This is a genomic window from Candidimonas nitroreducens (assembly GCF_002209565.1).
Taxonomy (GTDB): Bacteria; Pseudomonadota; Gammaproteobacteria; order Burkholderiales; family Burkholderiaceae_B; genus Candidimonas; species Candidimonas nitroreducens.
Genome location: NZ_NJIH01000007.1, coordinates 158,393 through 178,885, shown reverse-complemented (window position 1 = coordinate 178,885; position 20,493 = coordinate 158,393). Strand labels below are relative to the sequence as shown.

20 protein-coding genes and 1 riboswitch are annotated in these 20,493 nt (G+C 59.6%); of the genes, 13 read left to right on the top strand and 7 right to left on the bottom strand.

What is annotated here, in order from left to right; all coding sequences use genetic code 11:
- Nucleotides 1-93: 93 nt before the first annotated feature.
- Nucleotides 94-1,716 carry a glutamate--cysteine ligase gene (gene gshA / locus CEY11_RS12935; protein ID WP_088603819.1) on the bottom strand — a complete coding sequence of 541 codons (1,623 nt, stop codon included), beginning with the start codon at nt 1,714-1,716 and terminating at the stop codon, nt 94-96.
- Nucleotides 1,717-1,867: 151 nt separating this feature from the next.
- Here gshA and CEY11_RS25130 point away from each other — a divergent pair, with 151 nt between their 5' ends.
- Nucleotides 1,868-2,386, top strand: coding sequence for a hypothetical protein (locus CEY11_RS25130; RefSeq protein ID WP_143322815.1), 519 nt, complete (start codon nt 1,868-1,870; stop codon nt 2,384-2,386).
- On the opposite strand, the gene CEY11_RS25955 is transcribed toward CEY11_RS25130, so the two are convergent.
- On the bottom strand, nt 2,274-2,576 hold the full coding sequence (locus tag CEY11_RS25955) for a helix-turn-helix domain-containing protein (protein ID WP_088603818.1): 303 nt from the start codon (nt 2,574-2,576) through the stop codon (nt 2,274-2,276). The genes CEY11_RS25130 and CEY11_RS25955 overlap by 113 nt on opposite strands.
- A 162-nt stretch (nt 2,577-2,738) precedes the next feature.
- Nucleotides 2,739-2,817, top strand: a riboswitch (SAM riboswitch).
- Here CEY11_RS25955 and metX point away from each other — a divergent pair.
- The 4 genes from metX to CEY11_RS12910 all read left to right on the top strand — a co-directional run bounded on the left by metX (nt 2,807) and on the right by CEY11_RS12910 (nt 7,066).
- Nucleotides 2,807-4,057, top strand: coding sequence for a homoserine O-succinyltransferase MetX (gene metX / locus CEY11_RS12925; RefSeq protein WP_088603817.1), 1,251 nt, complete (start codon nt 2,807-2,809; stop codon nt 4,055-4,057). (Overlaps the previous riboswitch by 11 nt.)
- Nucleotides 4,054-4,758, top strand: coding sequence for a methionine biosynthesis protein MetW (gene metW, locus CEY11_RS12920; RefSeq protein ID WP_088603816.1), 705 nt, complete (start codon nt 4,054-4,056; stop codon nt 4,756-4,758). Before metX ends, metW begins: the two co-directional genes overlap by 4 nt.
- 25 nt (nt 4,759-4,783) lie before the next feature.
- The gene (locus tag CEY11_RS12915; RefSeq protein WP_088604027.1) at nt 4,784-6,025 is read left to right on the top strand and encodes a muropeptide transporter; all 1,242 of its coding nucleotides are present in this window, start codon (nt 4,784-4,786) and stop codon (nt 6,023-6,025) included.
- 213 nt (nt 6,026-6,238) lie between these two features.
- Nucleotides 6,239-7,066: an enoyl-CoA hydratase/isomerase family protein gene (locus CEY11_RS12910; protein ID WP_088603815.1), complete on the top strand. Its 828-nt coding sequence runs from the start codon at nt 6,239-6,241 to the stop codon at nt 7,064-7,066.
- 93 nt (nt 7,067-7,159) lie between these two features.
- On the opposite strand, the gene CEY11_RS12905 is transcribed toward CEY11_RS12910, so the two are convergent.
- Nucleotides 7,160-7,612 carry a DUF2214 family protein gene (locus CEY11_RS12905; protein ID WP_088603814.1) on the bottom strand — a complete coding sequence of 151 codons (453 nt, stop codon included), beginning with the start codon at nt 7,610-7,612 and terminating at the stop codon, nt 7,160-7,162.
- Nucleotides 7,613-7,841: 229 nt separating this feature from the next.
- Here CEY11_RS12905 and CEY11_RS12900 point away from each other — a divergent pair, with 229 nt between their 5' ends.
- A complete protein-coding gene (locus tag CEY11_RS12900; RefSeq protein ID WP_088603813.1) occupies nt 7,842-8,495 on the top strand; it encodes a TetR/AcrR family transcriptional regulator in 654 nt (217 codons plus the stop codon).
- 158 nt (nt 8,496-8,653) lie between these two features.
- Here CEY11_RS12900 and CEY11_RS12895 read toward each other — a convergent pair whose 3' ends face one another.
- Nucleotides 8,654-9,592, bottom strand: coding sequence for a LysR family transcriptional regulator (locus tag CEY11_RS12895; protein ID WP_088604026.1), 939 nt, complete (start codon nt 9,590-9,592; stop codon nt 8,654-8,656).
- A gap of 253 nt (nt 9,593-9,845) precedes the next feature.
- On the opposite strand from CEY11_RS12895, the gene CEY11_RS12890 reads away from it, so the two are divergent.
- From CEY11_RS12890 to CEY11_RS12865, 7 genes are all read left to right on the top strand, one after another.
- A complete protein-coding gene (locus CEY11_RS12890) occupies nt 9,846-10,994 on the top strand; it encodes a CaiB/BaiF CoA transferase family protein (RefSeq protein WP_088603812.1) in 1,149 nt (382 codons plus the stop codon).
- Nucleotides 10,995-11,024: 30 nt separating this feature from the next.
- Nucleotides 11,025-11,855, top strand: a complete 831-nt coding sequence (locus CEY11_RS25125; protein ID WP_198958894.1) for a MaoC family dehydratase N-terminal domain-containing protein — start codon at nt 11,025-11,027, stop codon at nt 11,853-11,855.
- Between the two features lie 25 nt (nt 11,856-11,880).
- Nucleotides 11,881-13,053 (top strand): NADH:flavin oxidoreductase/NADH oxidase, encoded by a 1,173-nt coding sequence (locus tag CEY11_RS12885; RefSeq protein WP_088603811.1) that lies wholly within the window; start codon nt 11,881-11,883, stop codon nt 13,051-13,053.
- Nucleotides 13,050-14,018, top strand: a complete 969-nt coding sequence (locus CEY11_RS12880) for a Bug family tripartite tricarboxylate transporter substrate binding protein (RefSeq protein ID WP_088603810.1) — start codon at nt 13,050-13,052, stop codon at nt 14,016-14,018. Before CEY11_RS12885 ends, CEY11_RS12880 begins: the two co-directional genes overlap by 4 nt.
- A 366-nt stretch (nt 14,019-14,384) precedes the next feature.
- Entirely contained in the window at nt 14,385-15,377 is a 993-nt protein-coding gene (locus tag CEY11_RS12875; protein WP_088603809.1) for a Bug family tripartite tricarboxylate transporter substrate binding protein, read from the top strand.
- A gap of 4 nt (nt 15,378-15,381) precedes the next feature.
- Nucleotides 15,382-16,800, top strand: a complete 1,419-nt coding sequence (locus CEY11_RS12870) for an MmgE/PrpD family protein (protein WP_088603808.1) — start codon at nt 15,382-15,384, stop codon at nt 16,798-16,800.
- Nucleotides 16,801-16,858: 58 nt separating this feature from the next.
- Nucleotides 16,859-18,040, top strand: coding sequence for an iron-containing alcohol dehydrogenase (locus CEY11_RS12865; RefSeq protein WP_088603807.1), 1,182 nt, complete (start codon nt 16,859-16,861; stop codon nt 18,038-18,040).
- A gap of 149 nt (nt 18,041-18,189) precedes the next feature.
- Here the strand turns inward: CEY11_RS12865 and CEY11_RS26100 are convergent, their stop codons facing one another.
- From CEY11_RS26100 to CEY11_RS12845, 3 genes are all read right to left on the bottom strand, one after another.
- On the bottom strand, nt 18,190-18,372 hold the full coding sequence (locus CEY11_RS26100) for an acyl-CoA dehydrogenase family protein (protein WP_088603806.1): 183 nt from the start codon (nt 18,370-18,372) through the stop codon (nt 18,190-18,192).
- Between the two features lie 148 nt (nt 18,373-18,520).
- Entirely contained in the window at nt 18,521-19,189 is a 669-nt protein-coding gene (locus CEY11_RS12855; protein WP_088604025.1) for a transglutaminase-like domain-containing protein, read from the bottom strand.
- A 488-nt stretch (nt 19,190-19,677) separates the two neighbouring features.
- Nucleotides 19,678-20,469, bottom strand: a complete 792-nt coding sequence (locus tag CEY11_RS12845; protein ID WP_088603804.1) for an exodeoxyribonuclease III — start codon at nt 20,467-20,469, stop codon at nt 19,678-19,680.
- Nucleotides 20,470-20,493 lie beyond the last annotated feature (24 nt).

Below are 20,493 nucleotides of genomic sequence, written 5' to 3'. Positions count from 1 at the left end.
ATGTGCCCTTCAGTTGCTGGCGGCAAATTGGCAAATTACCGATATTGCCGGTGTCGCGGAAGGGAGTTGTGCACGCTCCTGGCCCAGCCCGCGTCAAGATTGCCGTGGCGGCCTGAGCGCGGCCTGGTAGCGGGCCACGTAGTCGTCGAAGCTTTCGCTGTCGCTGTTTTCGATGGCGGCCTGTTCCCGCAGCGAGCTTGCCGCCAGCTCGGCGAGCTCGCGCTGGCTGGCCGGATCCAGCTCGCCGTCGCGCAGCGCCTCGCAATGCGTGCGGCTTAGCTGCAGCGTGTATTCATGCAGCGTGGCGCGGCTCTCGCGCAGTTCGCGCAGCAGGCGCGCCGAGGGGGTCTGCTCGCTGTCGGCGAGCTTGGGGTGCTGGGCCCTCAGGGCCTGGCGGTATCGTTCGCCGCCGTACACCGCATCCAGCGTCTCGGCGTAGGGTGCGATGCGATCCAGCAGCTCGGCGCCCCAATCCCGCAGGGCTACCGCCTTGCCCGTGTCGGGATGGCCGTCGGGGCGCGCCAGCTGCAGGCCGGGCTTGCGTCCCTCTTTGACCACGCGCGAGAAATTGTCGCGGCTGTTGCTGCAACTGCCGGTGCCCGAGAAGTGCGGGCTGGGCTCGAACGTGCAGAACAGCAGGAAGGCGTCCAGGAAGCGGCTGGCCTCGTCCGAGATGCCGACGGGGCTGTACGGATCGATGTCCATGCAGCGCACCTCTATGTATTGCACGCCGCGTTCGGCCAGGGCGGTGACGGGGCGTTCGCAGCGCCCGGTGGCGCGCTTGGGGCGGATGCTGGAATAGTATTCGTTCTCGATCTGCAGCACATTGGTATTGAGCTGGATCCACTGGCCGTCGCGATGCGTGCCGATGGCCTGGTAGGCCGGCCAGGGCAGGGTGACCGCCTTGTACATGCGGGCCACGAAGGTCTCGATGTCGTTGTAGCACAGCTGCAGTTCCGACTGGGCCTTGTTCTGGTAGCCCAGGTCGCTCATGCGCAGACTGGTGGCGTGGGGCAGATACAGCGTGTCGGCGTCCATCTGCTCCAGGGGATGGCTGGCGCCGTGCAGAAAACGCGTGGACACTGCCGGCGAGGCGCCGAACAGGTACATGGGCAGCCACGAATAGCGTGTGAAATTGCGGATCGCCGCCATGTAGCCGCGCGAGCGCAGTTGCTCGATAGTGCCGCCGCGCATGGCCGAGCCGCGCCCGGGGGTGCCGCCGGTGGCTTCCAGCAGATCCCAGGCCTGGTCGGGCAGCGAGAAGTTGTAATGCACCCCCGCTATGCACTGCATGGGCTTGCCGTAGCGTTCGGCCAGGCCGCGCCGGTACACGTGCTTGAGCATGCCGGTGTTCGAGGTGCCGTACCAGGCGATGGGTATGTCCGCCGCGTCGGGCAGGTGCGCCGGCATGGACTGGTTCCAGATCAGCTCGGCGTCCAGGTTGCGGGCCACATAGCGGTGCGTATCGAGCAGCTCGCCCAGCAGGCCCTCGACCGTGTGGTGCGTGCCGGTAATCAGTTCCAGCAGGGATTCGGAATAATCGGTGGTGATGCGCGGATTGGTCAGCGCCGAGCCCAGCACGGCTGGGTGCGGGGTGCGCGCCAGGTTTCCTTCGCCGTCGACGCGCAGGCCTTCTTTTTCTATGCCGCGCAGCATGCCTTCGAGCAATTGCGGGGTCTGGCGCAGCGCGGCGAGGCGGGTGGAAGCAGAGGTCATCGCGTAGGTCTCTTTGATGTCAGCCTGCGATTTTACGGGCGTTTACGGTTTTTTGCGGCGCTAGCGGCGACCCGCTTCCAGCCTGCTTCCGCTCGCGTGGCTCGGCGGTACACTGACGCCTGGTATGAATGCCGCTCGGGGGAGAAGTTACGTGTTGAGGCGCTACGCGGCGGTGGCCGCAATGCTGGCCGCTCTGGCCGTTCTGGCGGCCTGTTCGCCGCGCTATAACTGGCGCGAGGCTCCGGTCGCCGCCGGCGCCGTCGTCGCGGCGTTTCCCGACAAGCCCGAAACCCATCGGCGCGTGCTGCCCTATGAAGACGGCAAGGTCGAGTTTTTTCTGACCACTGCGCGGGTGGACGATACCGTGTTTGCCGTGGGCTATGCGCCCTGGCCGGACGCACTGCGCGATGATGCCGCGGCGCAGGCCGCCTTCGGCCGGGCCGTGCTGTCTTCCCTGTACCGCAATCTGGACGTCGCGCCCCCCGCGCAACTGCCCGAGTTCGGCCAGCGTTTTGCCATCAGCGGCCGGTCGCCCAAAGGGGCGGCCCGCATGGAGGCTAGGCTTTGGCTGCTGCCCGATGGCCTGGTAGAGGGCCTTGTAACCGCTGCTGCGTCCTCGTATCCGCAGCATGAGGCGGATGAGTTTTTTCGGGCGCTGGCTCGACGGTGAGCCAGCCGGCCTGCAGGGCCGCGGTGATGGCCGCCTGGCGCCCGTGCACCTGCAATTTGCGGCAGGCATTGTGGATGTGGAAATTGGCGGTACGTTCGGCAATTCCCAGAATCGCGCCTATTTCCCAGCTGGTCTTGCCGATCGCGGCCCAGCTCAGGCAGTCGAGTTCTCTGTCGGTTAGAGGATTCATACTAACGTACTCCCGTGCAGAAGCTCTTATTATCACTATTGTTATAAATAGGCTCTTGTTATCACTACAACTTTTAAATTAATGTATCAAGTTTTATCGGCCGGGTAAAACGCAGAGGGACAAAAGCGTGTGGCGGCCTGGGTGGATGGTGATAAAATGAGCATTCGATTCGGCGCCGATTTGCCTGATCCGCTTGCGGGCGCCTCATAAATCCAGCTAAAGAGGTCCGTATGGCCGTCATTACTGCTGCAGTCGCGACCGACGTCGCGCAAGTTCCCGTAGCCGCCGCACAGGGCGGCGTCCCGCCCGGTTCCGTCGGGTACGTTTCCCCCACTTATATTTCCTTCGACGACCCGCTCACGCTGGTCAGCGGCCAGGTGCTGCCTTCGTACGAGCTGGCGGTGGAAACTTATGGGGAACTGAACGAGGCACGCAACAACGCCGTGCTGGTGTGCCACGCGCTCAATGCTTCCCACCACGTGGCCGGCATGTCGCGCGAAAACCCCAAAGATGTCGGCTGGTGGGACAACATGGTCGGCCCGGGCAAGGCGCTGGATACCGACAGGTTTTTCGTGATCGGGGTCAACAATATCGGTTCCTGCTTCGGCTCCACCGGGCCGGCCAGCATCCGTCCCGATACGGGCCAGCCCTGGGGCTCGTCCTTTCCGGTGCTCACCATAGAAGACTGGGTGCACGCCCAGGTGCGGCTGGCCGATCATTTCGGCATCGAGAGATTCGCCGCCGTGATGGGCGGGTCGCTGGGCGGCATGCAAGCATTGAGTTGGGCCATCACCTATCCCGCCCGCGTCGGACACTGCATCGTGATCGCCAGCACGCCGCGCCTGTCGGCGCAGAACATCGGCTTCAATGAAGTGGCGCGCCGCTCGATTATTTCCGATCCGGATTTTCATGGCGGCGATTACCTGGCCCACAATACGGTGCCGCGGCGCGGGCTGGCCCTGGCGCGCATGCTGGGCCACATCACCTACCTGTCCGACGACGTCATGGCGGCAAAGTTCGGCCGCACCCAGCGCGCGCCGGCCGAAGATGGCGACTTCCATTACGGCTACGACGTCGAGTTCGAGGTCGAGTCCTATTTGCGCTACCAGGGCGAGAAGTTTTCGGACTATTTCGACGCCAACACCTATCTGCTGATCACGCGCGCGCTGGACTATTTCGACCCGGCGCGCCAGGCGGGCGGCGACCTGGCCCGCGCCCTGGCGCAAGTCCAGGCCGATTTCCTGCTGGTCTCCTTCAGCACCGACTGGCGCTTCCCGCCCGAGCGCTCGCACGAGATCGTGCAGGCGCTGCTCAAGAACAACCGGCCGGTGACCTATGCCGAGATCGACGCGCCGCACGGCCACGACGCCTTCCTGCTGGAAGATCCGCGCTATCACGCGGTGGTGCAGGGCTATTACGATCGCATCGCGTATAAGCTCGGGCTTTCCGAACGCCGCCGTACCCACGGAGTGCTGGCATGACGCTGCGTAGCGACAAGCAGGATGCCTCATCCCGCCCCGACAATCGTTCTACGGCAGCGGCTCCTCCGGGCCGGCCCGGCAGCAAGAAATCCACGACACGCACGGGTGCGCTGCGCCCGGATCTGGTGCGCATCGCCAGCTGGATAAAGCCGCAAAGCCGGGTGCTGGATCTGGGCTGCGGCGACGGCGGGCTGCTGGCCTACCTGCGCGACCACAAATCGGTGGTGGGCGCGGGCGTCGAGCTCGACGACGAGCACGTCATCGCCTCGGTGCGCCGCGGCGTGTCGGTCATCCAGCAGAACCTCGAGAACGGGCTGGCGCTGTTCGGCGACCAGCAGTTCGATACGGTGGTGCTGTCCCAGACCCTGCAGTCCATGCGCCACACCGAGCACATACTGCGCGAGATGGCGCGTGTGGCGCGCTCGGGCGTAGTGTCCTTCCCCAATTTCGGATACTGGCCGCACGGCTGGTCGATCCTGTCCGGCCGCATGCCGGTCACGGGCGAAATGCCCTACCAGTGGTACGACACCCCCAACATCCATTTGTGCACCCTGCGCGACTTCGAAGGCCTGGCCCGCTCGCTCGGGCTGCGCATCACCGACCTGGCCACCTTCAACGTGAACCGCGAGGTGAAATTCCTGGCCAGCTGGCGCAGCACGCTTGCGGTGTACCGGTTCGAATCGCCGCGCGCCGCAGGCTGATACCTACATACCTATCCGGGAGAACATCGTCAGCGCGTCCAACGTCTATACCAGCCCCCGCGTCGTGCCGCTGCTGGTGCTGGGGTTTGCGAGCGGACTGCCCCTGGCGCTGACCAGCGGCACACTGCAGGCCTGGGCGACGGTGTCCAAGGTGTCGCTGCAGGACATCGGTTTCCTGACGCTGATCGGCTCGGCCTACACGCTCAAATTCCTGTGGGCGCCTTTCGTCGACCGCTACGCGCCGCCTTTTCTGGGGCGGCGCCGCGGCTGGATCTTCCTGATGCAGATACTGCTGGCGCTGGCCATCGCCGCCATGGGGCTGTTCTCGCCGGCGGGCCATCTGGGCGCGCTGGCGGCTTTAGCGGTGGGGGTGGCATTCCTGTCCGCCACCCAGGACATCGCCTTCGACGCCTACAGCACCGACGTGCTGCGCAAGCCCGAAATGGCGGCCGGCGCCGCCGTCAAGGTGCTGGGCTATCGCATCGCCATGATTGTCTCCGGCGGCCTGGCGCTGATCCTGGCGGATAAATGGCTGGGCTGGGGCCACACTTACTTCGCGATGGGCCTGCTGATGGCCTTGTGCGCGTTCGTCACGCTGATCTCCCCCGAACCCGAATCGCCGGGCCGGCCCCCGCGCAACCTGGGCTTGGCGGTGATCGAGCCGCTGGCGGAATTCTTTTCGCGCCGCGGCGCCATGACCGTGCTGCTGCTGATCGTGCTGTACAAGCTGGGCGATGCCTTCGCCGGGGCGCTGTCCACCACTTTCCTGCTGCGCGGCGCCGGCTTCAGCGTGTCCGAGGTGGGTACCGTCAACAAGGTGTTCGGGCTGGCCGCCACCATCGTGGGCGCCTTGCTGGGCGGCTCCCTCATGGCGCGCATGGGCCTGTACCGGTCGCTGATGCTGTTCGGCATATTGCAGGCGGTGTCGAATTTCGGCTACTGGGTGCTGGCGGTCACGCCGCCGCATCTGTATTCCATGGCGCTGGTGGTGGCGGTGGAAAACCTTTGCGGCGGCCTGGGCACGGCGGCCTTCGTGGCGCTGCTGATGGCGCTGTGCAAGCACGAATTCTCTGCGACCCAGTTCGCGCTGCTGTCGGCCTTGTCGGCAGTGGGCCGCACCTATTTGGCGGGCCCGCTTACGCCGCCGCTGGTCGAGCACCTGGGCTGGCCGACGTTTTTCATGGCGACCGTGCTGATCGCCTTGCCCGGGCTGCTGCTGCTGTGGTGGCGCCGCGCCGAGATCCGCGCGCTGGAAGGGCCGGGCTAAGCTGGCGTTCGGAGCCGGAGCCGGAGCTAGGGCGTTTGGGGCTCATGTGTTACACCCGCCGCGCCTTTAAAGGCGCGGCGGGCAAGGCTTCAGCGCCCGCGCCCGATTCGTTTTGTTTCTTCATTCCCCAAGACGCCCAGAGGCAAGACCCATAAAGTCCTTCTGCGAGAGCCACTGGCGCGATCGCGAGAAAATCTGGCACAAGGAGTTTGCATGAGCAATCCCGCACCCTACCAACACTACAAGTCGCTGACGCTGGCGCGCCACGAGCACGGCGTGCTCGAGATTGTCATGGGCGCTTCCCAAAGCGCCAACAAGAAGCTGTCCACCGCCGATCACAATATGCATCGCGAACTGTCGACCATCTGGGCCGACATCGACCGCGACCCCGAGACCCGCGTGGCGATCATCCGCGGCGAGGGCAAGGGTTTTTCCGCCGGCGGCGACCTCGGCCTGGTGCAGGACATGGCCGATGACTTCAATGTGCGCACGCGCGTTTGGCGCGAGGCGCGCGACCTGGTCTACGGCGTGATCAACTGCTCCAAGCCGGTGGTCTCGGCCATGCACGGCCCCGCGGTCGGCGCCGGGCTGGTGGCCGGACTGTTGGCCGATGTATCGATCGCCGCCCGCAATGCGCGCATCATCGACGGCCATACCCGGCTCGGGGTGGCCGCGGGCGACCATGCCGCGATCATCTGGCCTTTGTTGTGCGGCATGGCCAGGGCCAAGTATTACCTGCTGCTGTGCGAGGCTGTCTCGGGCGAAGAGGCCGAGCGTATCGGCCTGGTGTCGCTGACGGTGGACGAGGCCGACTTGCTGCCCAAGGCCTTTGAAGTGGCCGGGCGTCTGGCGCAAGGCTCGCAGAGCGCCATACGCTGGACCAAATATGCGCTGAACAACTGGCTGCGCATGGCGGGTCCCAGTTTCGACACCTCGCTGGCGCTGGAATTCATGGGCTTTGCCGGGCCCGATGTGCGCGAGGGCATCGCCTCGCTGCGCGAACGGCGCGCCCCGGGCTTCGATCCCGGCTCGCCTTTCTAGCTTTTTTTGCTTGCTTGCGCTTGCCGAAATGCGCTAAATAGCGCTGCGGGAATGGCCGAAGGAACGCGTGGCGGCGTTCAAATGCGGCGGCATTCATCCCAGGCTGCCGACGCCGTGCGCCATCAATGAGGCGCACAGTATCAGCAGCGCCACCCCCGCCAATTCCAGCCGCAAGGTGGCGCGCAGCGCGGCCTGTGTCTTCGCTTCGACCCGCGGCGCGGCGCCCGCCTTGACGGCGCGGTGCCAGGCCAGGAACTTGAGTGTGGGGTAGATGGATAGCAGCCCGACCAGCAGGAACAGGGCCAGCTTTGCCAGGAATGCCGCGTTGAAGAAATAATAGGCGGCACCCTTCTCGAAATAGAACACCCGCAGCAGTCCCGCCGCCGCGACCAGTGTCGCCGCGGCGCCATAGACCGCGTCGGCGACCCGCAAGCGGCGCACGACGGGCGGGGAAATCTCCTGGCTCAGCAGTACCAGCTGCGCCGTCAGCGCGCCCACCAGGGCGAATGCGGCGATGAAATGCAGGAACGCAAACAAAGAGCTCATGGCAGATCCATCCTTGTGCGGGGGCATGTATGAGAACCGCGTATCTGTGTGCCGGCTATCGCAAGCAGCGCTTGCGCCGCACATATGTGTACGCTGTACACTAAGTTTGATGAAAATGTAGCACATATAATGGACGGCGTACACATTGGCCCGATGCCAGCGATGGCCCGGGCCATACGGAATTCATTCCACTGCTAAATCAATCGTGCACTTGCTAGCCGGAGTCCGGATGCCAGGCAGAAAAAAAACCGCGGAACCGCCGCCGCCACGCGGCACCTATCGTCACGGAGACTTGAGGCGCGCGCTGCTCGATGCGGGCATTGCTCTGGCGCGGGCCGCTGGGCCCGATGCCGTGGTGCTGCGCGAGGCGACGCGCCGCGCGGGGGTGGTGCCCAATGCGGCCTATCGGCATTTTGCCAGCCGCGAAGATCTGTTCCAGGCCGTCCGTGCGGCTGCCTTGGCCGAGCTGGCCGTCGCCATGGAGCGCGAGATTGCCCGGATTCCCGCCGGCCTGCCGGCAGTCGAGGCGGCGCGCGCGCGGCTGCGCGCGGTCGGACAGGGCTATCTGAAATTCGCGCGCGCCGAGCCGGGCCTGTTCCACACGGCGTTTTCCGGCCCCGAAGAAGTAGAGGGCGATACCGATCCGGCCAAGGCCGGGCGCAGCGGCATGAATCCCTTTCAACTGCTGAGTTCGGCCCTGGATGAGCTGTCGGCTTGCGGGGCGCTACCCGCTGCGCGCCGCCCGGGGGCCGAATACCTGGCCTGGTCGGCGGTTCATGGACTGGCGCTGCTGGTGGCCGACGGCCCCTTGCGCAATGTCACGGCCGCGCAAAGAAATGCCATCGCCGAGCGGCTGCTGGACATGGTGGAGAAGGGAATCTAGCAGCAATACTTTTCACTTGATAAGTTGAATATGCTCGGCGAGGATATCTGATGGCTGGCGTTGTGCTCTACGTAAATGGCGCGCCGTGGTCTTGGTTCGTTGCGGCTCGGTGCGCGCCGGAACTTGGTCTGGGACAGTCTGTCTGATGTCCGAGTTGGTCATCTCATCGGAGTTGAGTCTCGGGTCTCGGAGCGGCGTAACGTTGATACCAAGCGATCTCGATAGATGTTGTTGTGGCTTGGTTCTCGTTTGACGCATACACGAAGATCGCGCTTGGCCCACAGCTCATCGAGTTGCAGAACCGCGACGCCTCGTTCCGTCCCAATCAGTGCCGACTTGGCGATGATCCCGATTCCCGCGCCAGATGAAACCAAACGCGTAATTGCACCGTAGCTGGTGACTTGGATTCGTATGTCGAGAGACCTTCCGAGCCGCTGGGAGTGTTCAGTAAGAAAGGTATGTAAGGCTGCACCCGATTGCAGGCTGATAAAGGGGCAGCCAATGCATTCGGCGAATTCAATACGCTCACGCCTGCTCAGATCGTGCTGAGACGGCACCAGGACGACAAGTTCATCTTCACGGTAAGGTAAAAATTCCAGATCCGGATGCATTGTGTGCATGGCGACAACCCCCACGTCAGCACGGCCTTGCGCGACGGCGCTGACGATTTCGTGACTGGTTCTCTCCTCCAAAGCAATCCGGACGTTCGGGAAGCGTTCAAAAAATATGGCCAGGTCGTCAGGGAGGTATGAGTTAATTGCGTTTGTGTTGGCAAAGAGTATGACGTGGCCAGTAAGACCTTGCGAAAACGGAAGCATGTCTGTGTGCATCTGCTCGATTTGTGCAACGCATAAACGAGCATGCTCGACTAGTACCGACCCTGCTGCAGTCGGATAAACGCCGCGATGATCCCGCGTCAGTAGTGCGGCGCCTACATCTTCTTCCAATCGTTTTATACGCAAGCTCACCGCCGTCGGGGACAGATGGCAGCGGCGGGCACCAAGCGTTACCGTTCCAGACTCTACGACAGATAAAAACACCGCCAAGTCCGTGAAGTCATACCGTCGGATATTTAAATGCGGGAGTTCTCTATTCATGCTGCCTCGCATCACATGCTGTAGAGCATGCAACGCTGTTCTAACATTAGATTATCGTAGATTGTACTAGCCCGTTGTAGAGTATCCAGTCGGCATGGCGCTGCTGTCTCCACAGAGTTTAAGGCTTTTGCCAAAAGCAAAAGCCGGCGTTGCGAATGGCCAATATTCGATCTTCGCTGGGCAACATACAATGAAATGCTTATTTTTTGCGGCCTCACGATCGAGCGTGTAATTAGCTTCTCTGGCGGGTGCAATGCATCACGATATTCAATCGACACCTACACCAAAACCCTTGGCTGGCCTGTTGGTCGTCTCCATTGAACAAGCTCTGGCAGCGCCTTTGTGCAGCGGGAGGTTAGCCGAGATGGGGGCCCGTGTCATCAAAGTGGAGCGCGCAGAAGGTGATTTTGCGCGGGGATACGATGGCGCCGTCCACGGGATGTCTTCCTATTTTTTGTGGACTAATCGAGGAAAGGAATCTCTAGTTCTGGATTTCAAGAAAGACGAAGATGCTGAGTTGTTGCGACGTATCCTCGGAAAGGCTGATATTTTCATACAAAATTTGGCACCGGACGCTCTGACACGTGCGGGATTCGGCAGTAAATCATTAAGAGAAAAATACCCGAGGCTGATTACGTGTGACATTAGCGGGTATGGCTCTGACGGTGAGGTAAGCAGACTTAAGGCATACGATCTGCTGGTTCAATGCGAAAGCGGCCTAGCGGGAATCAGTGGGGCTCCTGAAGCCTGTGGCCGCATCGGTGTTTCCATCTGCGACATTGGGGCTGGCATGAACGCAATAATCGGTGTGTTGTCAGCGCTGGCCCTGCGTTCAAGCACGGGTAAAGGGACAGGGATTTCAGTGTCCCTGTTCGACGCGGCGGCTGATTGGATGACTATTCCATATTTGCATCATGTCTACAGTTCAAGTGCCCCGACACGCCAAGGTCTTAAACATCCGTCCATTGCTCCATACGGAGCTTTCAAGACGAGAGACGGGCATGATCTCGTGATAAGCATACAGAATGAGCGAGAGTGGCGCTCCTTCTGCGGTACATTCCTAGGTGATGTCGGGGTGGCTTCAGATGCCCGTTTTAGTTCAAACAACGCCCGTGTCAAGAACCGCGAGGCGCTAGATCTAATGATTGCAAGCCGCTTTCTGCTCTTGGCTACCGAGCATGTTCTCGCCCTTCTTGAACAGGCGGGAACAGCTTATGGGCGGGTTCGTACGGTGGCGGAGTTCGCAGAGCATCCAGCGCTCAGAACGTGGCCGATGCAAGCGGGATTACGTTCAATCGAACTCATCGCCCCGCCAGTACGCGCGGAATGGGATCAGTTCGAATTCGATGCTGTGCCTGATCTAGGCCAGCATAGCGCCGCGATACGCGAAGAGTTTCTGTAGCCTTTTAGGGCCCCATCGACCGTGGCTAAAATGGACATAGCGCATCTTCAACGTTGGATTGGCAGGCAGGTCGCTGACGAAGACGTCATTGGGTTGCGGCAAGCGTTACTAATGGCCGCGACTGTCAACGTTGATACAGAAAAAATCACGTGTGCCGGTGTATTACCGCCGCTTTGGCATTGGCTTTATTTTCTCGAAGGCGCGCCCGCAGCGGAACTGGGGCCGGATGGCCATGCTTCCCGAGGTGGCTTTCTCCCTCCCGTTCCTCTTCGGAACCGCATGTGGGCGGGTGGTCGTGTAAATTTCCTACGCCCCTTACCGTTCGGCTCTACGGCGCGCAAAGAATCTAGAATTCTCGACGTATGTCACAAGACAGGTCGAGCTGGCGATTTGATTTTTGTAACCGTGGAACACCGCGTTTCGGTGTGCAACGAGCTTTACATTCGGGAGGAGCACGATATTGTCTACCGGAATGCAGGGCCGATCCGTCAGTTCGCATCAACTGCGAAGCCCCTTCGAGAGGGAAACTATCAACGATCGGTGCAGTTTGATTCTGTAATGCTTTTTCGATACTCGGCATTGACGTTTAATGGCCATCGCATTCACTACGACGGCGATTATTGTCGCAACGAAGAAGGATATTCGAGCCAGGTCATCCATGGCCCATTGAATGCTACTTTGCTGGCCGGATTCGCCGAAGCGCTGACGGGCAGGCCGTTGTGCCAATTTGATTATCGGGGCCATGCGCCTGCTACGCTCGGTGACAGTTTGATAATGCATGCGGATTTGGACGGCGGCGGTCTGCGGCTGTCCTCCCGTTTTGCTGACGGAAGGACATGCATGAGTGCTTGGGCCAATTGAAAAGGTGGAACGTCTGGAGACATCAATGTCGGAGGAAAAATCTCCCCGTTTGTTCAGCCCGTTGAAGCTGCGGTCGGTCGAGCTGAGGAACAGAGTTGTTGTATCGCCGATGTGCCAGTACATGTCCGTCGACGGAGCGCCAACCGATTGGCATCTGGTGCATTTGGGCAAGTTTGCCATTGGGGGGGCGGGGCTAGTATTCGGAGAAGAAACGGCCATTGAACCTGCTGGTCGCAAGACATACGATTGCGCCGGTTTATGGGCGGATCGGCATGTCAGGGCATATCGTCGGATTAATGATTTCTTGAAAGAACATGGAGCAACACCAGGGATCCAGCTTGGGCATTCTGGATTTCGCGGCTCGTGCCACGGTGCATTGCGGAATTGGGAAGCGCTCACGCCGGAGAATACGACATCCGAATGCCCGCCGTGGACAGTAATTGGGCCGAGTGTGCCGCGTGGAGCCAAGCCGTGGCCAAAGATCAGAGAGATGGATCGCGACAATATCGCGGCCAACCTGAAGCGATGGCGTGAGGCGACATTGCGTTCTGTGGATGCCGGATTTCAGGTTCTCGAGATTCATGGTGCGCATGGTTACCTGATCCATGAGTTCCTTTCGCCAATCACGAATCATAGAACAGACGCCTATGGAGGAGATCTGTATGGGCGGATGCGTTTTGCACTCGAAGTTACTGAAGTTGTTCGTGAGGCATGGCCGCTCGAATTGCCACTATTTTTCCGGGTGTCGGCAGTCGACGGGAAAGGGGGGGTCTGGAATATTGAAGATACCGTTGCCCTGGCCCACGAATTGAAAATTCGAGGAGTCGATGTCATCGACTGCTCCTCCGGAGGAGTAAGCGGATCCACAGATATGCCAATCGTGCCACGCGTACCGGGCTACCATGTCGATTATGCACGTGAAGTGAAGCATCGCTGTAGTGTTGCGACAATGGCTGTAGGGCTTATCACCGACGCCCTTCAGGCGGAGGATATCCTGCGAGCGCAAAGTGCTGATCTCATCGCACTGGCGCGCGAATTGATGTGGAACCCGCATTGGGCCAGCCACGCCGCCAAGTCGCTGGGATTATCAGATCCATTTTCGGTATTGCCGGAAAGCTACGGATTTCGGCTGCGGCGGCGTGAAGCCGAAGCTCAAATGCCCTGGAATCAAGTGTCGTCAAAAAGGAGACAACAATGAAACACGCAGTCTCGATTGCATGCCTGGTTATCGCTGCCTGTGGCCTAACTGCTACGGCGCAGGCTGTTCAATATCCGAAACAACCGATCAAGATAATCGTTCCGTTCTCTCCGGGCGGGGGCGCCGATCTACCAGCTCGACTTATTGCTCAGAAGATAACTGAAGACTGGGGTCAGCCGGTAGTGGTCGAGAACCGGCCTGGCGCTACCGGTGCGATTGCCGAAAACTATGTGGCGAAATCTGCCCCGGATGGCTACACAATCTTGCTTGGAACACCGAGTAGCCACACCATTGGGCCGCAACTCATCAAAAACTTGCCTTATGACCCCCTGCGTGACCTGCGAACAATTATGTTGTTCGGATGGGTGCCTAACATGCTTATCGTCAATCCGAGCCTCCCGGTAAAAACGGTTGACGAACTGATTGCGTATGCTAAAAGCAGGCCCGGCAAGCTCAACTACTCATCTTCTGGCGTAGGCAGTTCCTCGCAGATTCACGCGGAGTATTTTTCCCGTGAGTCTGGAATCAAACTTACACACATTCCCTATCTCGGAGTCAGCCCTGCGTTTACCGCAGTGGTCAGCAATCAGGTGCAGTTGACATTTTCCCCCGCCGCGTTAGTTATCCCTCAGTTGAAGTCGGGTCGAATTCGTGCGCTGACCTCGCCCCCAAGTGGTGCCGTTCTTAGTGGGCTCGGCGCGTTCCCGTCGGAACCCAGCCCACCCAACTATCAATCCGCTGCCTGGCTCGCGTTCTTCGCGCCGGAAAAAACGCCTGATGCGATTGTGAATAAGTTCCAGGCCGAGGTTGCTCGAATTCTGCAGGCTCGTGAGGTCAAGGACAAATTTGCTTCGATGTACATCGTCCCGGTCACAACGTCGGTGGGGGACTCCGAAAAAATCGTGAAGCGCACCTACGAGAAGGATCGGAAGATACTACAGGAACTCGGGATACACCCGTCTTGACAAGATTATGACCTTTGTAGGCGCGAAGGGTGTGCGATTTTTCTTGAATACGTCGACTGTGAAGCACTGGCTGGCATTCGCGTGCTTCGTGCCTTTTAATCATCCTAGCCCCTGGAAATCGTTTCGTAAGTTGCGAGGTAATAATAAAAATCAAGGGAGCGGCCGGGGGCTTCTCTTGTAGGATGGGCAGGCCCTCAGCCTCATTACGAAATTCAGTCTTTGCCGCTCAGCTCCTGCCACATGGAAAGCGTTAGCCTCGAGCCGTTTACGATTTACAAATGAGTTCTTTGCCAGAACTCGATGGCCTTGAATCCATCGTCTCTCTAGAATGAGTCTGCATACACAGAAAAGTGGAGGACGAGATAAGTGGACATTTACAACATAGATAAAGGCTGGCCCGCTTTAGCGGGCGCTGCCGCGCTCATGCTTGGTGTCATGACAATGCAGACGGCAATCGCCGAGACGTTTCCCGATCGCCCCATTCGGCTCATCCTGCCGTTCAGTGCGGGCGGTAGTACGGATACGATTGGCAGAATCATTGCACAGGGGCTGTCGAAAGAATTGGGTGTTTCAGTCATACCGGAGAATCGACCAGGCGCTGGCGGGACTATCGGTGTTAGCTATGTCGCGCATTCAAAGAATGATGGGTATACCCTGCTTATGGGTACGGGCGCCAGTGTGGTGAATGCAAAGTATTTTTACAAGGGGTTAAGCTACAACGCCGAGACCTCGTTTGCGCCTATCTCTACGGCGGCTCTGGCGCCGAGCGTACTGCTCGTCAACAACTCGATCCCCGCACACACGCTGCAGGAATTCATTGCCTTGGGTCGCAAGCCGGGAAGCAACTTGTCGTTCTCTTCGACGGGAATCGGATCCAGCCAATTCCTGTATGGACTGGTTTTTGAGGAGCTCTCAGGCATAAAAGCCCTGCATGTCCCCTATAAAGGTGGTGGCGCGGCTGCTCTAGACTTGGTGGCTGGCCGAGTTTCTTTCGAAATCGACACTAGTTTGTCCGCACTGAACAGCTTGCAAACAGGCAAGGTGCGTGCTCTAGCCGTAACTTCCGCTCAGCGGATTGCCGTGTTGCCAAATGTTCCGTCAATTACTGAGACGTACAAGAATTTTCCGACGTTTGGCTGGTACGGTGTACTCGCACCAGTTGGAACGCCGGAGCCTATTATTCACAAAGTTAATGCTGCGATGATCAAATTCCTCAAATCGCCCGAGACTGTCAAGTCGATGGAGAATTTGGGTTTGAGCCTCATTCCGAGCTCCCCGCAGGAATTTGCTCAGCGGATCCGCGACGACGACAAACACTACGGCGGTATAGCTGCTAAGTACCACCTCAAACCGCAATAAATCTATGACAATTCTTCGTGAAATGGCAGGGTGGTCAGCCGCCTACCACAATGATAATTCTGCCGCTTCTAGTCTCGCTAAGGCGGCGATAGAGGATGCGGTCGCATGCATGATTGCTGGGGCTGGCGACTTGGCTGCTGCTCAAGTGCGGGCTAGCGCTTCTTCCGGTTCTGTTGGGGCTGCGTTGATACTCGGAGGTGGACGTACCAGTCCTCATCTGGCCGCACTTGCCAATGGTACGGCAGCGCATGCGTTAGATTTCGATGATGTGCTTATCGGTGCATCCAATCACGCTGGGGCCGTTCTTGCTTCAACATTGCTCGCACTTGGCGATGCTCATAAGTGTGCTGGCAAAGACATGGTTGATGCTTTCGTTGTAGGTATCCATTTGTGTTCGGTGATAGCAAAAGCGATCATGCCAGGCCATTACCTACGCGGTTGGCACACCACCTCGACATTAGGCTGTATCGGGGCTGCTGCTGCCGGCGCGCGCATGCTCGATTGTAGCGAGGATGAGATTGCGCAAGCTATGGCAATCGCTGTAAGTATGGCGGGTGGAACCAAGGTGCAGTTTGGCACCCCGATGAAACCTCTACATGCGGGTTTGGCTGCGCAGAGTGCCGTCCAGTCAATAGAGTTGGCCCGGGCCGGCTTATACGGCAGTGCGGGAGTAATGGAAGGCAAGCTAGGCTTTTCGGAGCTGTTTTGCCATCCTGACCATCCGGCTGATTGGAAGGCTGCCGCGCATTTTCTCACTTCGGATCAGACCGGCATAGAATCGCCTGGGCTACTTTTCAAGCGCTACCCGTGTTGCGGATCCAATAGCCGAGTGCTAGACATAGTTCTAGATCTTCAGAAGAAAGAGCAATTTGAAGCCGATGAGGTTGCTGCTGTGGTGGCACGCGTCTCTGACGTCAATACTCAGAATCTGATGTACGACGCGCCGCGGGATGAGCTGCAAGGCCGTTTTTCGCTACAGTACGCGGTTGCAGTAGCTCTATACACCAAAGGCGTGACGCTCAAGGACTTCGTACCTGGCTCTGTCGATCGACCACAGATTCGAGCTTTGTTGAGTTTGACGCAAATGATCAGCTTCGGCAAGCCATTTGATGATGGCGATCCGCCCCGGACTAGGCCGCACACGGTAGAAATTAGATTAAAAGACGGCCGCACTTTCGCAGGTGAGTGTGCGGATCCAGTCGGCACGGTGAACAATCCATTTACTGAGCAGATCCGACACCGAAAATTCTTCGATTGCTCCAGTTGGGTCATGAATCAGGATCGTATCGATAGAGTGCGATCATTGATTGGACGATTGGATACTCTTGCGGAAATCTCTATGCTTACCCGCGAACTGGAGTTTCACGTCAAGGGGGATCGAGGAGAAAGGTTTCTGCGGCCTCCAACGGTTTCGGCGATCTAATGGCGGCATGTTGTCACGTGCGGTGCCAAGGGCCGTGGGTCATCGAGCAGGGGGAAATATGGAAATGATGCAGTTTCTGATGCCGCCAGGTGTTGAGCGGGTCGTTCGCAATCGGCCGATGACCGATGTTGTTGCAGATCTGCTCGATCGCTACGGCTACCAGCGTGTATTCATCATCAGCTCCAAGACTCTGAATCGGAAGACCGATGCTGTGGTAAAGCTACGGCGTGCGATCGGAGAACGGTTCGTCGGAATGACGGACGAAGTTGGAGAGCATTCGCCGATTGGCAATGTTCTGGCGTGTGCCCGTAATCTGCAGGATCTTCGTGCCGATGTCATTATTTCCGTCGGCGGTGGCTCGGTAATAGATTTTGCGAAATTCATCCAGCTTTGCATTTCCGAAGACGCCTATACCAAAGAGGAATTGTTGCGTTTTCAATGGATTGTGTCTTCCGATGGCATGGAAGGAATTAACCCGGCGAAATCGGCGCCTGCGATCAGACATATCGCTGTTCCTACTACGCTGGCTGCGGCGGAATGGACGCCTGGGGGGACGCCGGTGGATGAATCCACGCGCCAGAAGGCTAGATTGCGTGCGAACATGGGTACTCCTCAGGCCATCATCTATGATCCAGCATTGCTGAAATTGACGCCGGCGCGACTGTTATATTCGACGGCGATCCGTGGTCTGGATCACGCGATTAATTCTTATGTGTCAATTCATCCTCATCCGTTCGTTGATCTGATTTCTTTGGAGGCGATACGACTTTATTTCGAAAACCTGCCATGTATGGTTGACTCGCCGGATGATGTGGAACCCATTGCTAATTGCCAGATGGCCACCTGGTATACGGGAATGGGGCAGATGACCATGGCACCGCTACATGGATTCAGCCATTACATGACTCATGTCCTCGCTCCCTACGCGGGTGTGGGGCACAGTGAAACCGCTGCTGTGTTGATGTTGGCTCAGGCGAAATGGTTCGAAGAGATAGGTGTACCGCGCCATCGCGACATCCAGGAGGTGATCGGGGTGAGAGAGAGGCGCCTGTCGGACGCGATATATGAACTGCTTAAGAAGCTAAACCTGCCGACAACCTTAGGGGACTTGCACATCACTGCACAACAAGTGGAGGCTGTCGTACCGCTGGCGATGGCCCATCCGTTGTTGACGCGATTCAACGCCCGTCCGATACGAACCGAAGCGGATATCCGCGCACTGATGGATTTAGCAAAGTAGTCTGATGCGGTGTTTTTCCAGAAAGCCGAGCTCGAGTTCGCCGGTCAGAGGTAGGTGTTCGGTAAGGGGGAGAGTGCTTCGAACTGCCTTGTGGATGCGGCATATTTCTTTTATCCAGCTTTGTTTCGTCACGAATAGCCGTCGCGCGTCTATGGAAGCTTCAGTCCCCGCACTAGTGGCGCAATTTGCGTGCGCAAAATCCGTGCGGTGCCGCCAGTGATGGTAAACATGCGGGAATTCCATGCCTGTCCTTCTGTGGGGAAGACTCTTCCGTAGCCGGAAGATCCGCGCAATTGCAACGCATTGTTTGTGATATTGATAGCTGACTCGATGGCGAAGCCCTACGCTTGCCCTGCCATGGATATATGCGGAAAGTCAAATGTCTCGTCTGTTACGTCCTTCGTGGCATGATGCAGCGTATTGCGGGCAGCGCTCAATTGGTATTGTCGAATTTATTTTTGCGGCAGGATACTAGCCAGATTAGTCTGGCGGGCCTTCCCGCGCCACGTCGTTCATGAAGTCGGCGCCGCGCAGGGGCGAGGCCTGTTCCAGCCACCTGGGGTAGGTGCGACGGAAGTCGGCGGCGATCTGTTCCAGGGGCATGTCGTCGAAGGCGCCGCGTTGCCGGATGTATTCCATGTGCCGGTTGCCGGCCCGGTCGTAGGGGTGGTAGATGGAATCCTGTGTACCGTCGAATTCCAGCGGCAGCAGGCCGAAGCGCTCGCACAGTTCGATGTTGAAGGCCGGCGTGGCCTTGCGCCAGGCGCCGTCGAGCTGGATGTCGGTGTAGCCGTGCCAGATGAAGACATCGCCGTCCATGGTCCGGCGCATGCGCTCGGTGCTCATGTGGTTGCGCACGTCGGCATAGCCGACCCGGGCCGGTATGCCGGCGGCCCGGCATGCTGCGGCCAGCAGCGCGGCCTTGGGCACGCACCAGCCATAGCCCTGCGCCAGCACCGAGCTGGCGCGCATGCCGGCCGGCGACAGGTCGAGGCGGTAGGGGTCGTAGCGGAAACCGTCGCGCACCGCGTAGTACAGCGCCACCGCGGTGTCCTTGGTGTTGTCGCGCAGATGGCGGCGCGCAAAAGCCTGCACGTCGGGATGATCGCTGTCGATCAGGGCGGTGGGCGAAAGGGTGGGATTCTGCATGACAAAGCTCGTGTAGCCGGCAGGCCCGGCCATAGTAGAAAATGCGTCGAAAATGAATCGCAAGATCCATCATACTGGAACAGGCTACCGGCCACCCTTGGCGGGGCGCCTCTTGACCCGGGATCCACTTGTTCTTATTGAGCGGGCTAGCGCTTTTGCACTGTTACGCTGTGGGATCTTCGGGTTCCATAATCTTCTGTCTGGCTGATCCATGGGCCGGGTACGACACTAGGCCGCCGTTGCGTCGCACCGGCGAATGCGCGCCGGCACGCCGGCCATGGCGGATTGGGCCCGCCCGGTGTCGTAGCGGGCCTGGCCGCGCAGCCAGTAGCCGTGGGACAAGCCAAGATAGCGGCGCGGGCGCGGGCGCGGGTCGGTATCGGCACTTGTTGCGCGCTTCCCGTGCGCGATTTCCCCCGGGGTGGATGGGGGGCAGCTCTCGCATGACAGGCTCCTTTTCATACGAGTTTGCACGGGCGTCGGCGCATTCACAGCGCCGCGTCGTAGTCGATGGTCAGGGGCGCGTGGTCGCTGAAGCGCTCGTCCTTGTAGATGGACGCGGCGCTTGCGCGGGCGGCGATGCCTGGGGTGGCGACGTGGTAGTCGATGCGCCACCCGACATTCTTGGCCCAGGCCTGGCCGCGGTTGCTCCACCAGGTGTAGGCCTCGCCGGTGGTGTCGGGGTGCAGCTTGCGGTAGACGTCGACCCAGCCCATGTCGCCCAGCACCTTGCTGAGCCAGGCGCGTTCTTCGGGCAGGAAGCCGCTGTTCTTCATATTGCCCTTCCAGTTCTTCAGGTCGATTTCCTGGTGGGCGATGTTCCAGTCGCCGCAGACGATGAATTCGCGGCCCGACTTGCGGTGTTCCTGCATGAGGCCGTCGAGCCAGGGGGCGAAATGATCCAGGAAGCGGTATTTGGCCTGCTGGCGTTCGTCGCCGCTGGATCCGGAGGGCAGGTAGGCGCTGATTACACTTACGTCTTTCCAGTCGGCGCGGATGATGCGGCCCTCGCCGTCGAATTCCTGGTTCTGCATGCCGTCGACGAGCGTCTCGGCCGGCTGGGCCATGTACAGCCCGACGCCGCTGTAGCCTTTTTTCTGCGCGTGGTTGAAGTGGCCCGTGTAGCCTGCTGGATGCAACAGCTCGTCGCTGAGGTCGTCGGCGTGGATCTTGATTTCCTGCAGGCACACTACATCCGCGCCTTGGGCCGCGAGCCAGGTGGGCAGGCCTTTGCGGAAGGCCGAGCGGATGCCGTTGACATTGAGCGAGACGATGCGCATGGTGCTGGTTCCTTGTCTATGTTG

What these genes read in the sequence shown, in the direction of transcription:
- gshA (WP_088603819.1), bottom strand. Translation starts at nt 1,716, where the DNA reads ATGACCTCTGCTTCCACCCGCCTCGCCGCGCTGCGCCAGACCCCGCAA.
- CEY11_RS25955 (WP_088603818.1), bottom strand. Translation starts at nt 2,576, where the DNA reads ATGAATCCTCTAACCGACAGAGAACTCGACTGCCTGAGCTGGGCCGCG.
- metX (WP_088603817.1), top strand. Translation starts at nt 2,807, where the DNA reads ATGGCCGTCATTACTGCTGCAGTCGCGACCGACGTCGCGCAAGTTCCC.
- metW (WP_088603816.1), top strand. Translation starts at nt 4,054, where the DNA reads ATGACGCTGCGTAGCGACAAGCAGGATGCCTCATCCCGCCCCGACAAT.
- CEY11_RS12910 (WP_088603815.1), top strand. Translation starts at nt 6,239, where the DNA reads ATGAGCAATCCCGCACCCTACCAACACTACAAGTCGCTGACGCTGGCG.
- CEY11_RS12905 (WP_088603814.1), bottom strand. Translation starts at nt 7,612, where the DNA reads ATGAGCTCTTTGTTTGCGTTCCTGCATTTCATCGCCGCATTCGCCCTG.
- CEY11_RS12900 (WP_088603813.1), top strand. Translation starts at nt 7,842, where the DNA reads ATGCCAGGCAGAAAAAAAACCGCGGAACCGCCGCCGCCACGCGGCACC.
- CEY11_RS12895 (WP_088604026.1), bottom strand. Translation starts at nt 9,592, where the DNA reads ATGAATAGAGAACTCCCGCATTTAAATATCCGACGGTATGACTTCACG.
- CEY11_RS12890 (WP_088603812.1), top strand. Translation starts at nt 9,846, where the DNA reads ATGCATCACGATATTCAATCGACACCTACACCAAAACCCTTGGCTGGC.
- CEY11_RS25125 (WP_198958894.1), top strand. Translation starts at nt 11,025, where the DNA reads ATGGACATAGCGCATCTTCAACGTTGGATTGGCAGGCAGGTCGCTGAC.
- CEY11_RS12885 (WP_088603811.1), top strand. Translation starts at nt 11,881, where the DNA reads ATGTCGGAGGAAAAATCTCCCCGTTTGTTCAGCCCGTTGAAGCTGCGG.
- CEY11_RS12880 (WP_088603810.1), top strand. Translation starts at nt 13,050, where the DNA reads ATGAAACACGCAGTCTCGATTGCATGCCTGGTTATCGCTGCCTGTGGC.
- CEY11_RS12870 (WP_088603808.1), top strand. Translation starts at nt 15,382, where the DNA reads ATGACAATTCTTCGTGAAATGGCAGGGTGGTCAGCCGCCTACCACAAT.
- CEY11_RS12865 (WP_088603807.1), top strand. Translation starts at nt 16,859, where the DNA reads ATGGAAATGATGCAGTTTCTGATGCCGCCAGGTGTTGAGCGGGTCGTT.
- CEY11_RS12855 (WP_088604025.1), bottom strand. Translation starts at nt 19,189, where the DNA reads ATGCAGAATCCCACCCTTTCGCCCACCGCCCTGATCGACAGCGATCAT.
- CEY11_RS12845 (WP_088603804.1), bottom strand. Translation starts at nt 20,469, where the DNA reads ATGCGCATCGTCTCGCTCAATGTCAACGGCATCCGCTCGGCCTTCCGC.